The organism is uncultured Psychroserpens sp. (genome assembly GCF_947501425.1).
GTDB lineage: Bacteria > Bacteroidota > Bacteroidia > Flavobacteriales > Flavobacteriaceae > Psychroserpens.
Map to the genome: position 1 here is coordinate 148,675 of NZ_CANMVN010000009.1, position 17,100 is coordinate 165,774.

The window sequence follows — 17,100 nt, forward strand, 5'->3', positions numbered from 1 at the left end:
TAGACATTATAGATATTTCAGAATCAACAAAGAACACATAACCACATGAAAACTATTAAAAACCCATTCTCTCTTTTTTCTGAATGGTATGACGAAGAATTAAAACTATCTGATCTTAAAATCCCATCAGCAGTTTGCCTATCAACTTTTGGAATGGATAATTATCCCAATGCAAGATTTGTGTCCTTTAAAGAGCTAGTTGATGATTCTTTTGTCATTACTGGTCCGTTAAACTCCAGAAAAGGTATTGAGATTGAGAACAACAACAATGTAGCCTTAACCTTCTGGTGGACAGCCACCGAAAAACAAATCAGAATTCAAGGCTCAGCAAAACAAATCTCTGAAGTACTTGCCAACAAATACTTTAATGAACGTAGTACAACTTCTAAGGCTGTATCATCAGTATGTGAGCAAGGGCAAGACATTGACAATTTACAAGAATTAGAGACTCAAGTTCTGGACAAAGTTTCAAACCATACAGAATTGAACAAACCAAAAGACTGGAGTGGATTTCAAATTAAACCCATCAGAATTGAATTTATGGTATTTAAATCCTCCAGATTTCATCATAGGACATTATATGAATTTGAGCACGGAGAATGGCATGAAAAACAAATTCAACCTTGAAAATTTGGGTGTCTTTATCAAGTTGTTGTTTTGAATTACACAAGTATTTAAGGCACAAAGCGAAACGACCAGATTGTAATTTTATTTGCTAACTTAGTTGTCTAATGACAATGACATGACATTTACAAGATTAAGTATCCTCTTATTTTTTCTGTTATTTAATAATACTATGAAAGCCCAAGATCTCTCAAAATATCAGTGGAACAACAGAATTCTCATCATTATGTCTGAGGATATCAGTACTGTAGAATTTAAAAAACAGATTACAGCTTTACAAAATCATGATAAAGCCTTAGAAGAGCGAAAACTTTTAATCCTTCAGATTACACCAAAAAAATATCGTTTAGGAGTTTCAGAAACATCGTCATGGATAGAAGGACAATCTGAACTCTATCAAAAATTTAAAACAGATCATAAAGCATTTGAAACAATACTTATCGGTTTGGATGGAAACATCAAACTGAGACAAAACTCATTACTGACTTCTGAACAACTCTTCAACACCATAGATGCTATGCCAATGCGGCAATCAGAAATTAGGTCAAATAAAAAATCTAAAAACTAAACCCAAAACTTCCAGTCACACCAAAAGGTCTGGCATCTGGGTTAGACAAATAGTTGCCTCTAAAATTGAAGTCAATTCGTAGGATCTTAAAAATATTACCAATACCAAAACTATATTCGTAATAAATATCCTGACTTGGTGCTACTAAAGGCGTTTCAACTGGATTTCCTGTAGTATTCAAAGCAATGTTCTCTGCGGAAATATCTCCCCAAACACCTCTAACTCCAACAATGGCTCTAAGGTTATACTTCTTCAAAAAAGGAATACGTGAAAATATGCGTCCGTTGAAATTGTGTTCTAAATGTAATGACGTATAGGTATCAGTTACAAATTCATAAAAATCTAACTGCGGAAATGTATTGTATATTGAAAAATACGACTGGTTTCCTGGCACGACACTTAATAGCGCTAACGGCACTTCTCCAAAGGTTTTTCCTGCTTCTATTGTGGTGGTCAACCTTCCAAATCCGCCAACTTGCCATGGCTGAACGTAGGAAAACTGTACTTTGGTATAATCAAAATCACTATTAAAAAAATCTCTGTCACCACGAGTTACCTGTGCAAATAATCTTGAAAAATAATCATTAGCTGTTCGACGCTCGACACCAAAACCTGTCATTTTCCGATTTGGAAAATACGATAAGGATAAGGTGGTTTCAAATTGTTTAACTTCGGAAGAAATGCCTGTTGGCGACTCAGGATCGTTATAATCCAAACTAAACGTTGGTGATGCCGATTCTAAGGTTTTATAGGTTCCGCTGGTGCGTATCACAAAATTCTTGGTAGGTTCAATCTCCAGCGACATAGTGGTCAAATTGATTGTGGTCAACTTGTCATTAACCGCTGTACCAACAACTGCTGATGAGGCTAAACTTCGACCCAAAACATCGGTAGATGCAGTTAAATTTGCACCTATCTGTTCTACATCTCTCCTATTTCCTCCGGAAATGATAATCCGTCGTTTCTTATCTAACAACCATTTTCCAGAAATACCATATTTAAACTTGTCGTCTCTAAAACCGTAAGCGAGAAAACCTTCAATTCGCCAAAGGTCATTTGGTCCAAAATAGGTTCTACCACCTGTACGAATTCTGGTACCTTCCACTTCGTTAAATCCGAATGTTGAGAATATAGGTCCGTAATCAAAATTAATACTAGGAAATTCAACATAGCCTGAAGCGAGAATACTTCCTATATTATACAATCGCTTAAACTTTTTCACTGTCTTTAGTGTGTCTAACATTTTGTAAACACCCTTCTCGTCTTTGTTCAAGGATTCCAAACGATTGTCTTTCCAGAAGTCATCAGTCCTGTTGTAGACATCTTCATTATAATTGTAAACTTCTTCGTCATAGAACTTCTCGTCTTTTTGAATATCAAACTTATAATTATCGTATAAAGTGGTTCGCTTTCCGTAGACACCTCGTGATTTCTCTTTTTTGTTCAATGCGAAATCAGACAACATATAATCTCGTTTTATAAGGAATAACGAGTCGTTTAGCACTTCAAATTCCTGCTCAATATAAATTTCTTTAACCCAGTTGATATTGGCACTTTTTGAAGCTTGAAGGTTGATATCTTTAATGGCATAGGTAGAATCATTAACCCAAAAGTCACCTTTGAAAGTAAGTTCGTTTTTTCGTCTTGGGTAATAAATAATATTGTAGCACCATTTGTTATCAATAAAGGCACTATCAGATAGCACATAATTATACGTTTGGATTCCTGTCCGCGATAACGGACTCACAAAACTCTTATCAAAGAATTTGAGATAGTTGTCGTAAATATCAAAATCGGCATAAAGGTCATCAATAAAATCAATAATAATCTGGTTATTACTAAATCCTGAATTCTTATTCCCTTTAAGTTCTTCCTTTTCTTTATTAATTAGATTATCACCATAGACTTTACTTACAGCTTCATTAAGAAAAATTGGCAAGTACGTTTTACCTGTAACACTGGAGGTATCAACCTCTTCAAAAACAAACTCCATACCTCTAAACAACTTACTTTTGATTAGTGCGCTATCAATGGTATTAAGGTCAAACTCTACTTTTTCGTATTTATCGTATTGGTATTGTTTGAATTGTCTGAGGCCATTTTGACGTTTACGCTCCCAAATTTTCTTGAGAATTCGAATTGCTGGATTTTCTGAAGCCTTCTTAGATTGTTTACCTGTAACAATAACTACTTCATCCAATGCTCCAGCTTCTTCTTTTAAAATAAACTTCAAATCGTAGTTGACTTTACCTTCAAGCTTGATCTCTAATTGCTCATAACCTAAAAAAGACACAATAAGCGTTTCCCAAGTGTTTTCAGATTCTAAGTAAAAGCGACCGTCTTCATTAGAAATTGTACCTTCTGTAGACCCTTTGAATAAGATATTTGCGAAGGCAACAGGTTCGTTGAATTCATCATAGACATAACCACTCACTTTGGTTTGTGCAAACGCAATCGTTGTTCCGAAGAGGATAAATAAAGTTAGGAGCTTTTTCATATATGTAAAAACTTCATCAACAATCATGCTAATGAAGTTTTGATAACGTAAAAATTTGCGGTTTATTTATTTGTACATGACTTTTTTAACAGCTTTCACTACGTCATTGCTATTAGGCAACCACTCCTCTAATAATACAGGAGAATAAGGTGCTGGTGTATCAGCAGTATTGATTTTTACAATAGGAGCATCTAAATAATCAAAAGCTTCAGATTGCACTAAGTATGTAATCTCAGTAGCAACATTACCAAAAGGCCATGCTTCTTCTAATACCACAAGTCGGTTTGTTTTCTTAACCGAATTCACCACAGCTTTTCTATCCATTGGACGAACAGTTCGTAAATCGATGATCTCACAAGAGATCCCTTCTTTTTCTAATTCATCAGCAGCCTTATAAGCCTCTTTGATGATTTTTCCGAAGGATACAATAGTAACATCTGTTCCTTCACGCTTTATTTCAGCAACTCCTAATGGAATTGTGTATTCGCCTTCTGGAACTTCTCCTTTATCACCATACATTTGCTCACTTTCCATGAAAATTACTGGATCGTCATCACGAATAGCCGATTTTAATAAGCCTTTAGCATCATATGGATTTGAAGGTACTACGACTTTCAAACCTGGTGTATTTGCAAACCAGTTCTCAAAAGCTTGAGAGTGCGTTGCTGCCAATTGTCCTGCAGAAGCCGTTGGTCCTCTAAATACGATTGGGCATTTAAATTGCCCACCAGACATTTGTCTGATCTTAGCCGCATTATTTATAATTTGATCAATACCAACCAAAGAGAAGTTAAAGGTCATATACTCAACAATAGGACGATTACCAGTCATTGTCGATCCAATGGCTACACCAGCAAAACCTAACTCAGCAATAGGTGTATCGATAACACGTTTTGCACCAAACTCATCTAACATACCTTTTGAAGCTTTGTAAGCTCCATTGTATTCAGCAACCTCCTCACCCATTAAGTAAATACTCTCGTCTCTGCGCATTTCTTCACTCATTGCTTCGGCAATTGCTTCTCTAAATTGAATTGTCTTCATCTATCAGTTTTTTAAACGAATAGCAAAAGTAAGAATTCTTAGTAATAAAATAACAAGAAATTAGGTTTGAAAAACAGAATCAAACTACCTCAATGTGCTTCATTTCATATATTTTATATGTAAACACAGATTTGAATGTCCATTCAAACGATAAAAAATTGAATAATTCTCGATAAAGCTCAAAAAATCTGAGAATTTATTAACCAAAATAGGAATAACTAAAATTTTCAGAAAAATTTATTATGCATGCATAGTAAAATTCAAATTATTATAATTATCTTCGTGCTTTAGAAAAAATATACACTCAAAATAAATTATTTCGATATGAATATATTAGTATGTATTAGCCATGTTCCTGATACGACTTCAAAGATTAATTTTACGGAAAATGACACGAAATTTGACACTAACGGTGTACAGTTTGTGATCAATCCTAATGATGAATTTGGTTTAACTCGTGCCATGTGGTTCAAAGAAAAACAAGGTGCAAAAGTAACTGTTGTAAATGTTGGTGGAGCTGAAACTGAGCCAACACTGCGTAAAGCTCTAGCTATTGGCGCAGATGCTGCAATTAGAGTTAACACTGAAGCTAAAGATGGTTTTCAGGTCGCTAAAGAATTAGCAAATGTTGTTAAAGATGGCGGTTATGATCTAGTGATTGCTGGGCGTGAATCTATCGATTACAATGGTGGAATGGTACCAGGAATGCTTGCTGCTCTTACCAATTCAAACTTTGTTACCAATTGTATCAGCCTTGAAGTTGATGGAACCAATGCAACTGCAATGCGTGAGATAGATGGTGGAAAAGAAACGGTTTCTACAAGTCTGCCTTTAGTTATTGGAGGTCAAAAAGGACTTGTAGAGGAAAGTGATCTTCGTATTCCAAACATGAGAGGAATTATGATGGCACGTCAAAAACCATTATCGGTTGTTGAGCCTCTAAATGCTTCAGCAGAAACCGCATCGGTAAAATTTGAAAAACCAGCACCTAAAGGAGCAGTAACTTTAGTAGATGCTGATAATATTGATGAATTAATCAACTTACTTCACAACGAAGCTAAAGCGATTTAATTAACCTTTTAAAAGAAAACACATGTCAGTTTTAGTATATACAGAATCAGAACAAGGAAAATTTAAGAAAACAGCTTTTGAAGTGGCTTCATACGCCAAAGCTGTTGCAGATCAAATGGGAACCACTGTAACTGCAGTAGCTATTAATGCAGGAGATACTTCAGAATTAGGAACCTACGGTGTTGATAAAGTATTAAGTATCACAAACAGTGATCTCGATAAATTTAACGCCAACGCTTATGCCAGTGCAATCGAGCAGGCAGCTAAACAAGAAAATGCAAATGTAGTTGTTATTAGTTCTAGTGCAGATAGCAAGTACTTAGCTCCTATTCTATCTATTGGTTTAGATGCAGGTTATGCGTCAAATGTAGTTGAAACACCTTCAAGCACTGCTCCATTTACAGTGAAACGTACGGCTTTTACCAATAAAGCGTTTAATATGACAACTATTGATACAGATACAAAGGTTGTTGGTGTATCAAAAAATGCATTTGGATTAGTTGAATCTAACGGAAATGCAACTTCGGAAGATTTTTCGCCTGCTATTCCTAGCTCAGGAGTAACTGTAGAATCTGTGGATAAAGCTACAGACAAAGTAACTATTGCAGATGCTGAGATCGTAGTATCTGGTGGACGCGGACTTAAAGGTCCAGAAAACTGGGGAATGATTGAAGAATTAGCAGATGTTCTTGGAGCAGCAACAGCATGTTCTAAGCCTGTTTCAGATTTAGGGTGGAGACCTCATAGCGAACACGTAGGACAAACAGGAAAGCCTGTAGCGTCTAACTTATACATTGCTATTGGTATTTCAGGAGCAATTCAACATTTAGCTGGAATCAACTCTTCTAAAGTAAAAGTAGTTATCAACACTGACCCAGAAGCGCCTTTCTTTAAAGCAGCCGACTATGGTGTTGTTGGTGATGCTTTTGAAGTTGTACCTGCACTAATAGAAAAATTAAAAGCATTTAAAGCTCAAAACGCATAATTTTTTATAAATTGTAGTTTGAAAAGAGCTGTTTTGATTTAGTTCTTTAGACATAAATCTGCCCTTTGCAGTTGTTAAAGTCCGAATTAAAACAGTTCTTTGCGTTTTATATGTTATGAGTTTAGTAAGATTAAACATAAAAGGAATTTCATACAGCCAGACCCAAAATGGTGCGTATGCTTTGATTTTGAATGAAGTTGATGGTGATCGTAAATTACCAATCGTTATTGGTGCATTTGAAGCGCAATCTATAGCCATAGCTCTTGAAAAGGAAATCAGACCTCCAAGACCATTAACACACGACCTCTTTAAAAATTTTGCTGATCGTTTTGACATTATTGTCAAGCAAGTTATTATTCACAAGCTGGTAGATGGCGTATTTTATTCCAGTTTAATTTGCGAACGTGATAAAATTGAAGAGATTATTGATGCCAGAACCAGTGATGCTATAGCACTAGCACTGCGTTTTAAAGCACCTATTTTTACTTATAAAAATATACTTGATAAAGCAGGAATTTACTTAAAGGTAAGTCCTAAAAAAGAAAACGAAGATCAAGACTCTATTCTTGTTGATGATATGGTAGTTGAAGAAATTGAAGCCAGTATTCAAGATAGCTACATGGACAAATCTATCCAAGAACTGCATACCCTCTTAGAGGAAGCTGTAAAAAATGAAGACTACGAAAAAGCAGCAAAAATAAGAGACGAAATTTCTAAACGCTAATCCCTTTCACATGAGACATTTTTTACTAGCTATTGCAGCTATTTTTTTTGGAATCACCACAAGTTTTAGTCAAGATAATCCAGAAAATGTTACTGATAGCTTATCTGTAGTTGAAAAATTTCAAACTACAAAAAGTGATACTGAATCCATAAATTTCTTAATCAATAACTGGCAACTTTTAAAACACGAAACCTTTGAAAATTATCCTGATGATAAACTAGCAGACGTTGATTTTATTAAAGGCAAAGAGTTCTTAAATCTTGGAGAAAATGGAGAATACACTTCCATATTAAATAATAGTTTCAATAAGGGGTTTTGGTTACAGAATAATGATCTTATCGTGTTTAAGCAAAAAGTACCTACTACTGTAGATAAGTATTACCAGATTATTGAAGAAACTAAAACACAACTCATCATCAAGAATGCTAATGACGTCTATACTTTTATATCAGAACAGCATAATAGTTATGTTGCTCAAGGTGCTGTTACCGATGATATTGTCAAAAGCCAAGGCTTTAGTATAAATAGTCTTTGGCGAGGTGCCTTAGGTATGATAACACTTTTAATTATTGCCTTTTTATTCAGTAGTAACCGAAAAGGCATCAATTGGAAAACTGTTGCAATTGGTTTGGCATTTCAATTGATTATAGCAGTAGGTGTATTACAAGTTGATTTCATCAAAGACATATTTGAATCTGTCGGACAGGTATTTGTGAGTATTCTGGATTTTACCAGAGCTGGAAGCGAGTTCTTGTTTAGCGGAGTGATGGACATTAACTCGTATGGTTTCATCTTTGCATTTCAGGTATTGCCTACCATTATATTTTTCTCTGCATTAACCTCTGTCTTGTTCTATTTAGGAATTATCCAAAAAGCAGTAAAAGCATTGGCATGGCTACTATCTAAAGCGCTGAAAATCTCTGGAGCTGAAAGTTTAAGTGTTGCTGGAAATATTTTCTTAGGTCAAACAGAAGCGCCACTTCTAATCAAAGCCTACCTTGAGAAAATGAATAAATCTGAAATGTTACTGGTTATGATTGGTGGTATGGCAACAGTAGCTGGAGCCGTATTGGCCGCTTATATTGGTTTTTTAGGTGGTGAAGATGAAGCGCTTCGATTATTTTATGCAAAGCATTTATTAGCAGCTTCAGTTATGGCTGCTCCGGGTGCCATTGTGATTTCTAAAATATTATATCCACAAACAGAAGAAGTCAATACAGACGTTACTGTTTCACAAGAAAAAATTGGTGCTAACTTGTTAGACGCCATTGCTAATGGAACCACAGAAGGTCTTAAACTTGCTGTTAATGTTGGCGCTATGCTTCTCGTTTTTGTCGCTTTTATTGCTATGGTAAACGGAATTTTAGGCTGGGTTGGTGATGTTTCCTCTCTCAACACATGGATAGCAGCTAACACCTCTTACCAATCACTATCCTTAGAACTCATTCTTGGGTATGTTTTTGCGCCTTTAATGTGGCTTATTGGTGTGGCTACTGAAGATATGGCGCTTATGGGACAGCTTCTTGGTATAAAACTGGCTGCCAGCGAATTTATTGGTTACATTCAATTAGCAGATCTTAAGAATGCCGCTAATGCCACACATTTGAAGTATGAGAAATCCATCATCATGGCAACTTATATGCTTTGTGGTTTTGCCAACTTTGCTTCTATAGGTATACAAATTGGAGGAATAGGTTCTTTAGCTCCAGGCCAACGTAAGGTATTATCCCAATTTGGAATGAAAGCTCTCATTGGAGGAACATTAGCTTCGTTAGTTTCGGCAACTATAGCAGGAATGATCATTGGATAGTGGTGAATCACCACAGATGGATTAACTCACTCAATTGCAAAAAATAGGTTTTAATTATTAGTTAATAACTTTTAATATTATAAAGGGTTGAGTGTATTATGATTCAACCCTTATTTTTATTTTTATCTGCTGAAAATGAAGTACAACTAAATCAGGTTCCCACAATTCATATGAAACAATATCACGACTTAGTAAAATACGTATTAGAACACGGAAATCAGAAAGAAGATCGCACTGGCACAGGAACAAAAAGTGTTTTTGGCTACCAAATGCGTTTTGATCTTAGTGAAGGTTTTCCAATGGTGACCACAAAAAAACTACATTTAAAATCGATTATTTATGAACTGCTTTGGTTTTTAAAAGGCGATACAAATATTAATTATCTTACTGAAAATGGCGTTCGTATATGGAATGAATGGGCAGATGAGAATGGAGATTTAGGACCTGTATATGGACACCAATGGCGCAACTGGAATGATGATGAAATTGATCAAATTAAAGACGTTATCCATACATTAAAACACAATCCTAATAGTCGTAGAATGATGGTGTCGGCATGGAATCCATCTGTATTACCAGATACTTCAAAATCATTCAGCGAAAATGTAGCCAACGGAAAAGCAGCTTTACCTCCTTGCCATGCTTTTTTTCAGTTTTATGTTGCTGATGGAAAATTATCTTGTCAGTTATATCAACGAAGTGCAGACATCTTTTTAGGTGTGCCTTTTAATATTGCTTCTTATGCATTATTTACCATGATGATGGCTCAGGTTTGTGGTTACCAAGCTGGTGAATTCATACATACTTTTGGTGATGCACACATCTACAGTAATCACTACGAACAATTAGAATTACAATTATCAAGAGATATCAGACCGCTTCCTACAATGAAACTCAACCCTGAAATCAAAGATATTTTTGATTTTAAATTTGAAGATTTTACCTTAGAGAATTATAATCCACATCCTCATATTAAAGGGATTGTAGCGGTATAAACTACTCATATGAAAAACTTATTTTTAATATGCTTTATGGCATGTACATTTTCAGTGTATTCGCAAAACGACACATCTGAAAAGGCAAAATCATTTGTAATTTTTGAAGGCTGTGATAATGCTGAAGATATTGAGCGCTGCTATGAAATGAAACTTCAAGATTTTATTTCAAACAATCTTGATAGTCAAACCATTGAAGAAACTATCAAATCTAATGAAATAGATACAATAACTGTGTACACTGCAATTAGATTTGACTATTTTGGAGAAACCATTAGGAGTAATTCTGTTGCTAATAGCTTGAGCCAAAAATTAGATATAAAAATCAATGAGCTTATTCATGAAAAATTACCTAAAGTGAAACCTGCGGTTGATGCTTCTGGTAGTACTATTATGATAACTATTAAAAAAAGATTGGGGTTCAAGCTAGATAGAAATAATAATAAATTGGTTCCGATATATGGATATCATTCAAATGAAATCCCTTTTGTTGTTGTAGAAAATGTTCCTATTTATCCAGGTTGTGATGAAAAACAATCTAATACGTATCTCAAAAGGTGTATGAGTAGTAAAATTGCTGCACTCGTAGGCTCTGAGTTTGACCTTAGTTTGGCAAGTAAACTTGGGCTACCAGCAGGTTATGTTAGAATAAATACAACGTTCAAAATTGATAGAGATGGAAAGATCATTCAGATCCAAGCTAGAGCTGCACATCCTGAACTTGAAAAGGAAGCTGAACGCGTTCTTGCTTTGCTACCAGATATGATAAAGCCTGGTATTCACAAGGGTCAACCCGTAGTTGTACCTTATAGTTTACCTATTAAGTTTGCGGTCACAGGTGGTAACAAAAAAGAGAAAAAAAATGATTAAAAAAAGCGTCCTGAATAACAGGACGCTTTTTTTAGTTCATAACTCTAGGTTATACATTTAGAACACCATTTTCGGCAGCAGCAAAATCGCTCCATGCGTAAGCATCGGCTTGGTCATCGTTTGTCCATTGACCATCTACTACATATCTAAACTCATAAGAGTTGTCTTTTTCTAAATCTACAGTACCTTTAAAAGTTCCGTTTTTTAATTTCTTAAGTTGGACAGCTTTCTTTTGGTTCCATTCATTGAATGTTCCAAGAACTGCTACTTTTTTTGCTTCTTCAGCAGGCACAGAAAATGTTACCTTACAAACTGGCTTGCTTTTTAAATATTGCTTTTTAATTGCCATAATACATTGAATTAATTTATGGGTCAAATGTATAAAAGAAATGTGCAGACTCAAACGAAACAAATACTTACATTGAAAGAATTATCATTTTGATAAATTTAAAGTGATATTTATTTAATATATTGAATAAAGCCTAACTTAAATTATGAGATTGATAATTAAAAACCAACACCTTAACTATTGATTTTCATTAAGTTAGACACTATAACGTTTTCGTATTTTGTGGTTTACCGAAGAGAAAAATTATTACAACGTTTGCGTTAAAAAGATTAACTTTACAATTACTAATTTTTTGATTTATGTTTGGAAAAAAGAAACCAGTTCCTCAAATTGACAAGGAGCAATTAGCCTTAATAAAATACGCCGAAAAACGCATCAAGCAAAAAAAGCGTGTTTACATCCATTTTGTGGTCTTTTTAATTGGCGCTGTTTTTCTCATATTAGCCAATACAGTTTTAGGCATAGGTAAAGATCTTAAGATTGCAGGACTAGACTGGTTTGTAATAGCCATTGTGTTGTGGTTAGCATTGTTCATATATCACTTTGTGACTGTTTTTATCACTCATAGTTTTATGGGTAAAGATTGGGAAGACCAACAACGTGAAGCTTTAGTAGCAAAACAACAACAACGTATAGACAAACTAAAACAGGAGTATCTAAAGGAGGAGCGTGAAATTGCGAAATCTCAAGCTTATAATGAAACCATAGAGAACATCACCTCAACTCAAAAAAAAAAATCTGAATTAACCATCATTGTTGCTGCTGGAGAAAACAATGCAATTGGTAAAGATAACGACCTCATTTGGCATCTAAGTGACGATCTCAAACGCTTTAAATCATTAACCAATGGTCATCATATTATCATGGGAAGAAAAACTTTTGAAAGCTTTCCTAAGCCATTACCTAACCGAACTCATATAGTAATCACCAGACAAGAGACATATAAAGCTCCTGATGGTGTCATCGTTGTAAACAATATGGATGATGCTCTGGATGCTGCCCGAAATGACAAACAACCTTTTATTATTGGTGGTGGAGAAATTTACAAACAAGCCATGACACTTGCTGATAAAATTGAGATCACTCGTGTACATCATAGCTTTGAAAATGCCGATACTTTTTTTCCTGATATCGATACTTCTATTTGGAAAGAGACACAACGTGAATTTCATGAGAAAGATGATAAACATAAGTATTCATTTACATTTCTGACTTATGAAAAAGTATGATTTGATTAAAGGTAAAATAGTATTATTTCTATTTTCAGTTTTTACTACTTTGCTTTACTGTCAAAACAAAACATTCTATGTGATTGATAATATTCCGATAAATAAGTATCACAGCGACCAAAGAATTGAGCTTAAACCTTCTGAAATTTCAACCATTAATTATGAGGTTGATAAAAAGTTAATTAACGCTCTTGGCTACAAGAGTTATGACACTTTAGCTTATATAATTACTAAAGCTCATAGCAATCGATCTTCTCAAATAAAGAATATACCTACCAAAAGACAAATGGTATTAGAAAATTTTTATTGGAAACTCAATGGGCAAAATTACACGGGAAAATATATTGATTATTACATCAATGGTTCTATTCAAGAGATTGGACAAATGATAAATGGAAAAGTAAATGGAAAGGTCACATACTTCTTTTATCAAGGCAAAAAAAGAGCCATAAAACAGTTCAAGAATGGTAAATTGGATGGTGAACAACTAAATTTTTATTTAAATGGAACAGTAAGCAATAGAAAATATTATGTAAACAATAAACTAAATGGACAAAATACACTATACTTCCCAAACGGAATAGTGAAAAAAGAATATTTAAGTAATGGTGAAAAATTGCAGGGAAAAGTAAAAGAGTATTATTCAACAGGACAGCTTAAGCAAATAAAAAACACAATAAACTTGGGTTTGGGTTATGAAATTAAAGATTTCAACATCTTTTTTGAAGGACATGATTTTCGTCGCTATGTTTTAGATACAACCAAAGAATTCCCAGATAAAGACAAGCTAAAAAAGTTCTTGAAAAAATTTGACAAACGCATTACAAAAAACCCCGAGATTGATACCTATTATTTAGCAAGAGGTATTATAAAAAGTCTTCTAAATGATACTGATGAAGCCATAAAAGAATTTAAAAAAGCACTTGAGCTTGAGCCTATGCATCTTAGCGCTAATTATTATCTGGCAGTGGTTTTAATGAAAAAGTATAAAGAAGAAGATATTGCACTCATTCCAAAAAAAGATTTATCTGTAATTCGTAATAATTTTTTGAATGCTTCAATTCAAGATGAGCATCCAGAACATAATATACTTAGAGCATTTCTTAACACAGAACTTATTTCAAATGAACTGAAAAGATATAGTGAAAAGCAATAGGGTATCTTTAAATATGGATATTAGAAATTGTTGTTTTTGAGTACTGTGTTGTATTGATTGGTTTTAAGATATTATTCCTATTTTTGTCGCATAAAATTTGATTTAATGAAAGCATATATTTTTCCTGGTCAAGGGGCTCAGTTTACAGGAATGGGACTTGACCTATATGAAAACTCACCACAAGCTCAGGAGCTATTTGAAAATGCCAATAGTATTTTAGGGTTTCACATTACTGACATTATGTTTGAGGGTTCTCCAGAAGACCTTAAGGAAACCAAAGTGACTCAGCCAGCTATTTTTTTACACTCCGTAATTTTAGCCAAAACTTTAGGTGACAATTTCAGACCAGATATGGTTGCAGGTCATTCTTTAGGTGAATTTTCTGCTTTAGTTGCTAACGGAACATTGAATTTTGAAGATGGATTAAAGTTAGTCTCTCAACGTGCTCAAGCCATGCAAAAAGCTTGCGAATTACAGCCAAGTACAATGGCTGCAGTTCTTGGATTAGATGATGATATAGTTGAAAAAGTATGTGCAATGACCAATGGTATTGTAGTGGCAGCAAATTATAACTGTCCGGGCCAATTGGTAATATCTGGTGAGATTGACGCTATTAATACAGCATGCGAAACCTTAAAAGAAGAAGGTGCTCGTCGTGCTCTTGTACTGCCTGTTGGTGGTGCATTTCACTCTCCACTTATGGAGCCAGCCCGAGAAGAATTAGCAGCTGCCATTGAGAATACAACATTCAGCAAGCCTAATTGCCCAATATATCAAAATGTAACAGCTTCTGCAGTAATTGATGAAACCGAAATAAAAGCCAATCTCATTTCCCAGTTGACTGCTCCGGTACGTTGGACACAATCTGTACAACAAATGATTACAGATGGTGCTACTCACTTTACCGAAGTTGGTCCGGGAAAAGTACTTCAAGGTCTGGTAAGAAAGATCAATAGAGAAGCAGAAACAGCCTCAGCTACTTTAGAATCTAACGCTTAACAGTTATGAAATTATCCAGAACCGCAGGCATAATTTTAATCATTGCCTTCAATATTGCTATTGACCAAATTTCTAAAGTACTCGTTCGAGCAAATTTTGAATATGGAGAGATCAAACAGCTTATAGGTGATACCTTTATCATGCAATATGTAGAAAATGAAGGTGCCTTTTTAGGTATGGGAAGTGATATGAATCCTACTCTAAAACTAATCGTACTACTTATTCTGCCAACTGTGGTGTTAGGATACTTGATTTATTACATCATAAAAAATAAATCATTAGATAAGCTTAGTTTAATTGCTTTATGTTCAATAGCAGGAGGTGGTATTGCCAATGTATTTGACCGAATTGTTTTTGGTTCAGTAACAGATTTCTTCTACATTCATTTTAATGATACCATTAGAACAGGAATCTTTAACGTGGCAGACATGAGTGTTACATTTGGTATTTTAGTCTTGTTATACACAACTATCTTTTCAAAAAAGAAGACAGAGCAACCAGCATAAAAAAAGCCTCATTAATAGTGAGGCTTTTTGTTTATTTAACTAAGCTTATGTGTTCACAATCTTTAACTTCTCCGTAATAAGTTTCACGATATTTGTGGAGTGTTTTATAAGGAATACTTAAAAACTGTTTTTTAATGTAAGTTACATTGGTAGACAATGCACCCATTTTTTTGGTGAACCTGACCTCAGGTTTTGTCTCTCGTTTAATACTAATCAATTTCATTTATTTTCATTTATCATTAGTTACAAATAAACAAAAACTCATCATTGATGTCAAATTCTAAACATTAAATCATTGTTAATCAATATTTTAATTATGAATGTTTTAATATAAGATGAAATTCATTAAGAAAGCTTCAATTAATTAGAGTTTCGCTTAGCAGATTCACAACTTAATTTTTGTAAACTGTTCCTTCTTTCATCACAAATACAACATTCTCCATAGTAGAAATATTCTTAGTTGGATCATCGTTTACGGCAATAATATCTGCAATAAAACCCTCCTTAATTTGCCCTAATTCATTCTCCATCTTAAGTATCATTGCATTGGTCACTGTAGCACTTTGAATGGTTTCCATAGCAGGCATTCCAGCTTCGACCATATATCCAAATTCTTTTCCATTATCGCCATGAACAAATACAGCAGCATCTGTTCCAAAAGCGATACCAACACCTTTTTTATAAGCTCTACCGAAAGTATTCTGAATTTTTGGTCCAATATCTAAAGCCTTTCCAACAATAACGTCAGGATAATATCCAGGTATTTTTGCTTTATCTGTAACTGATTTTCCTGCGGTAATGGTAGGCACAAGATACACATCATACTGTTTCATGAGCTCCATAGTCTCGTCACTCATTAAAGTACCATGCTCAATTGTTTTAACTCCTCCTTTTATAGCGCGTTGCATACCTTCATCACCATGAGCATGTGCTGCAACGTGAAATCCGTAATCTTTAGCAGTTTCACAAATAACTTTAATCTCTTCAATTGTAAACTGTGGATTTTGACCACTTTTAGCAACACTTAACACACCTCCAGTAGCAGTAATCTTAATAAGGTCTGCACCATTTTTATAACGCTGCCTTACCGCTTTTTTTGCATCTTCAATACTATTAACAACACCCTCTTTAGGACCTGGGTCACCAATAAGTGATTGCTTGGCTCCATTGGTTGGATCGGCATGACCACCAGTTGTTGCCAATGCTTTTTCGGCAGTAAAAATTCTTGGTCCAATTACTTTACCAGAAGCTATAGCATTTTTTAAGGATACATTTACTCCAGAACCTCCTAAATCTCTAACTGTTGTAAAACCTGTCATTAAGGTTGTTTTGGCATAACGTTGCGCATTATAAGCAACATCAGCATCATTAAGTGTATAGGCTTCCAAATAACGTTTAGGGTTAGTTTCATGTTCAATATGGACATGCATGTCTATAAGTCCGGGCATTACCGTTTTATCTTTTAGATCAATAACTATATCTTTAGGAGAATTAGCTGATACATATCCATCTTTAACAGCAGTAATTTTATCACCTGAAACTACAACAGTTTTTTCTGTTAAGACATTTCCGCTTTTTGTATCTATTAATTTTCCGCAATGTAAATACGTATTCTGTCCCATTACTGATATGGTCAATAATAGGACAATAAGTTTTAAAACTAGTTTCATTAT

The 17,100-nt window shown here is 34.4% G+C and carries 17 protein-coding genes; 12 read left to right on the forward strand and 5 right to left on the reverse strand.

The genetic code is table 11. From position 1 onward, the window contains the following. Nucleotides 1–12 precede the first annotated feature (12 nt). Both Q0951_RS14655 and Q0951_RS14660 read left to right on the forward strand, forming a co-directional pair. Nucleotides 13–627 (forward strand): pyridoxal 5'-phosphate synthase, encoded by a 615-nt coding sequence (locus tag Q0951_RS14655; RefSeq protein ID WP_299338591.1) that lies wholly within the window; start codon nucleotides 13–15, stop codon nucleotides 625–627. Nucleotides 628–796: 169 nt separating this feature from the next. Continuing rightward, nucleotides 797–1,192, forward strand: a complete 396-nt coding sequence (locus Q0951_RS14660) for a DUF4174 domain-containing protein (protein ID WP_299338369.1) — start codon at nucleotides 797–799, stop codon at nucleotides 1,190–1,192. Here the strand turns inward: Q0951_RS14660 and Q0951_RS14665 are convergent. Together Q0951_RS14665 and Q0951_RS14670 are read right to left on the reverse strand one after the other, a co-directional pair. Further along, nucleotides 1,182–3,689, reverse strand: a complete 2,508-nt coding sequence (locus Q0951_RS14665; protein WP_299338593.1) for a DUF5686 and carboxypeptidase-like regulatory domain-containing protein — start codon at nucleotides 3,687–3,689, stop codon at nucleotides 1,182–1,184. The two genes, Q0951_RS14660 and Q0951_RS14665, sit on opposite strands and share 11 nt — an antisense overlap. 66 nt (nucleotides 3,690–3,755) lie before the next feature. Next, nucleotides 3,756–4,733 carry a pyruvate dehydrogenase complex E1 component subunit beta gene (locus tag Q0951_RS14670; RefSeq protein ID WP_299338372.1) on the reverse strand — a complete coding sequence of 326 codons (978 nt, stop codon included), beginning with the start codon at nucleotides 4,731–4,733 and terminating at the stop codon, nucleotides 3,756–3,758. Between the two features lie 324 nt (nucleotides 4,734–5,057). On the opposite strand from Q0951_RS14670, the gene Q0951_RS14675 reads away from it, so the two are divergent. From Q0951_RS14675 to Q0951_RS14700, 6 genes are all read left to right on the forward strand, one after another. Continuing rightward, on the forward strand, nucleotides 5,058–5,804 hold the full coding sequence (locus Q0951_RS14675) for an electron transfer flavoprotein subunit beta/FixA family protein (RefSeq protein WP_299338374.1): 747 nt from the start codon (nucleotides 5,058–5,060) through the stop codon (nucleotides 5,802–5,804). Nucleotides 5,805–5,826: 22 nt separating this feature from the next. Next, the gene (locus tag Q0951_RS14680; RefSeq protein WP_299338376.1) at nucleotides 5,827–6,789 is read left to right on the forward strand and encodes an electron transfer flavoprotein subunit alpha/FixB family protein; all 963 of its coding nucleotides are present in this window, start codon (nucleotides 5,827–5,829) and stop codon (nucleotides 6,787–6,789) included. 115 nt (nucleotides 6,790–6,904) lie between these two features. Beyond that, nucleotides 6,905–7,513 (forward strand): bifunctional nuclease family protein, encoded by a 609-nt coding sequence (locus tag Q0951_RS14685; protein WP_299338379.1) that lies wholly within the window; start codon nucleotides 6,905–6,907, stop codon nucleotides 7,511–7,513. Between the two features lie 10 nt (nucleotides 7,514–7,523). Continuing rightward, a complete protein-coding gene (locus Q0951_RS14690; RefSeq protein ID WP_299338382.1) occupies nucleotides 7,524–9,323 on the forward strand; it encodes a nucleoside transporter C-terminal domain-containing protein in 1,800 nt (599 codons plus the stop codon). 170 nt (nucleotides 9,324–9,493) lie between these two features. Further along, nucleotides 9,494–10,318: a thymidylate synthase gene (locus Q0951_RS14695; protein WP_299338596.1), complete on the forward strand. Its 825-nt coding sequence runs from the start codon at nucleotides 9,494–9,496 to the stop codon at nucleotides 10,316–10,318. A gap of 9 nt (nucleotides 10,319–10,327) precedes the next feature. Further along, nucleotides 10,328–11,188: a hypothetical protein gene (locus tag Q0951_RS14700; protein ID WP_299338385.1), complete on the forward strand. Its 861-nt coding sequence runs from the start codon at nucleotides 10,328–10,330 to the stop codon at nucleotides 11,186–11,188. Between the two features lie 49 nt (nucleotides 11,189–11,237). On the opposite strand, the gene Q0951_RS14705 is transcribed toward Q0951_RS14700, so the two are convergent. Continuing rightward, on the reverse strand, nucleotides 11,238–11,537 hold the full coding sequence (locus tag Q0951_RS14705) for an isoamylase early set domain-containing protein (RefSeq protein ID WP_299338388.1): 300 nt from the start codon (nucleotides 11,535–11,537) through the stop codon (nucleotides 11,238–11,240). Nucleotides 11,538–11,836: 299 nt separating this feature from the next. Here Q0951_RS14705 and Q0951_RS14710 point away from each other — a divergent pair, with 299 nt between their 5' ends. The 4 genes from Q0951_RS14710 (at nucleotide 11,837) to lspA (ending at nucleotide 15,427) form a co-directional block, all read left to right on the forward strand. Beyond that, the gene (locus Q0951_RS14710; protein ID WP_299338391.1) at nucleotides 11,837–12,766 is read left to right on the forward strand and encodes a dihydrofolate reductase; all 930 of its coding nucleotides are present in this window, start codon (nucleotides 11,837–11,839) and stop codon (nucleotides 12,764–12,766) included. Beyond that, the gene (locus tag Q0951_RS14715; protein ID WP_299338393.1) at nucleotides 12,753–13,922 is read left to right on the forward strand and encodes a hypothetical protein; all 1,170 of its coding nucleotides are present in this window, start codon (nucleotides 12,753–12,755) and stop codon (nucleotides 13,920–13,922) included. Before Q0951_RS14710 ends, Q0951_RS14715 begins: the two co-directional genes overlap by 14 nt. A 105-nt stretch (nucleotides 13,923–14,027) precedes the next feature. Next, the gene (gene fabD, locus Q0951_RS14720; RefSeq protein WP_299338395.1) at nucleotides 14,028–14,921 is read left to right on the forward strand and encodes an ACP S-malonyltransferase; all 894 of its coding nucleotides are present in this window, start codon (nucleotides 14,028–14,030) and stop codon (nucleotides 14,919–14,921) included. Nucleotides 14,922–14,926: 5 nt separating this feature from the next. Next, nucleotides 14,927–15,427: a signal peptidase II gene (lspA, locus tag Q0951_RS14725; RefSeq protein WP_299338397.1), complete on the forward strand. Its 501-nt coding sequence runs from the start codon at nucleotides 14,927–14,929 to the stop codon at nucleotides 15,425–15,427. A gap of 31 nt (nucleotides 15,428–15,458) precedes the next feature. On the opposite strand, the gene Q0951_RS14730 is transcribed toward lspA, so the two are convergent. Together Q0951_RS14730 and Q0951_RS14735 are read right to left on the reverse strand one after the other, a co-directional pair. Beyond that, nucleotides 15,459–15,650: a hypothetical protein gene (locus tag Q0951_RS14730; RefSeq protein ID WP_299338398.1), complete on the reverse strand. Its 192-nt coding sequence runs from the start codon at nucleotides 15,648–15,650 to the stop codon at nucleotides 15,459–15,461. A gap of 169 nt (nucleotides 15,651–15,819) precedes the next feature. Next, nucleotides 15,820–17,097: an amidohydrolase family protein gene (locus tag Q0951_RS14735; protein ID WP_299338400.1), complete on the reverse strand. Its 1,278-nt coding sequence runs from the start codon at nucleotides 17,095–17,097 to the stop codon at nucleotides 15,820–15,822. Between the last annotated feature and the right edge of the window lie 3 nt (nucleotides 17,098–17,100).

Bases quoted from the DNA above. Each gene is read 5' to 3' on its own strand.
- Q0951_RS14660 (WP_299338369.1), top strand. From the start codon at position 797: ATGAAAGCCCAAGATCTCTCAAAATATCAGTGGAACAACAGAATTCTC.
- Q0951_RS14665 (WP_299338593.1), bottom strand. From the start codon at position 3,689: ATGAAAAAGCTCCTAACTTTATTTATCCTCTTCGGAACAACGATTGCG.
- Q0951_RS14670 (WP_299338372.1), bottom strand. From the start codon at position 4,733: ATGAAGACAATTCAATTTAGAGAAGCAATTGCCGAAGCAATGAGTGAA.
- Q0951_RS14675 (WP_299338374.1), top strand. From the start codon at position 5,058: ATGAATATATTAGTATGTATTAGCCATGTTCCTGATACGACTTCAAAG.
- Q0951_RS14680 (WP_299338376.1), top strand. From the start codon at position 5,827: ATGTCAGTTTTAGTATATACAGAATCAGAACAAGGAAAATTTAAGAAA.
- Q0951_RS14685 (WP_299338379.1), top strand. From the start codon at position 6,905: ATGAGTTTAGTAAGATTAAACATAAAAGGAATTTCATACAGCCAGACC.
- Q0951_RS14690 (WP_299338382.1), top strand. From the start codon at position 7,524: ATGAGACATTTTTTACTAGCTATTGCAGCTATTTTTTTTGGAATCACC.
- Q0951_RS14695 (WP_299338596.1), top strand. From the start codon at position 9,494: ATGAAACAATATCACGACTTAGTAAAATACGTATTAGAACACGGAAAT.
- Q0951_RS14700 (WP_299338385.1), top strand. From the start codon at position 10,328: ATGAAAAACTTATTTTTAATATGCTTTATGGCATGTACATTTTCAGTG.
- Q0951_RS14705 (WP_299338388.1), bottom strand. From the start codon at position 11,537: ATGGCAATTAAAAAGCAATATTTAAAAAGCAAGCCAGTTTGTAAGGTA.
- Q0951_RS14710 (WP_299338391.1), top strand. From the start codon at position 11,837: ATGTTTGGAAAAAAGAAACCAGTTCCTCAAATTGACAAGGAGCAATTA.
- Q0951_RS14715 (WP_299338393.1), top strand. From the start codon at position 12,753: ATGAAAAAGTATGATTTGATTAAAGGTAAAATAGTATTATTTCTATTT.
- fabD (WP_299338395.1), top strand. From the start codon at position 14,028: ATGAAAGCATATATTTTTCCTGGTCAAGGGGCTCAGTTTACAGGAATG.
- lspA (WP_299338397.1), top strand. From the start codon at position 14,927: ATGAAATTATCCAGAACCGCAGGCATAATTTTAATCATTGCCTTCAAT.
- Q0951_RS14730 (WP_299338398.1), bottom strand. From the start codon at position 15,650: ATGAAATTGATTAGTATTAAACGAGAGACAAAACCTGAGGTCAGGTTC.
- Q0951_RS14735 (WP_299338400.1), bottom strand. From the start codon at position 17,097: ATGAAACTAGTTTTAAAACTTATTGTCCTATTATTGACCATATCAGTA.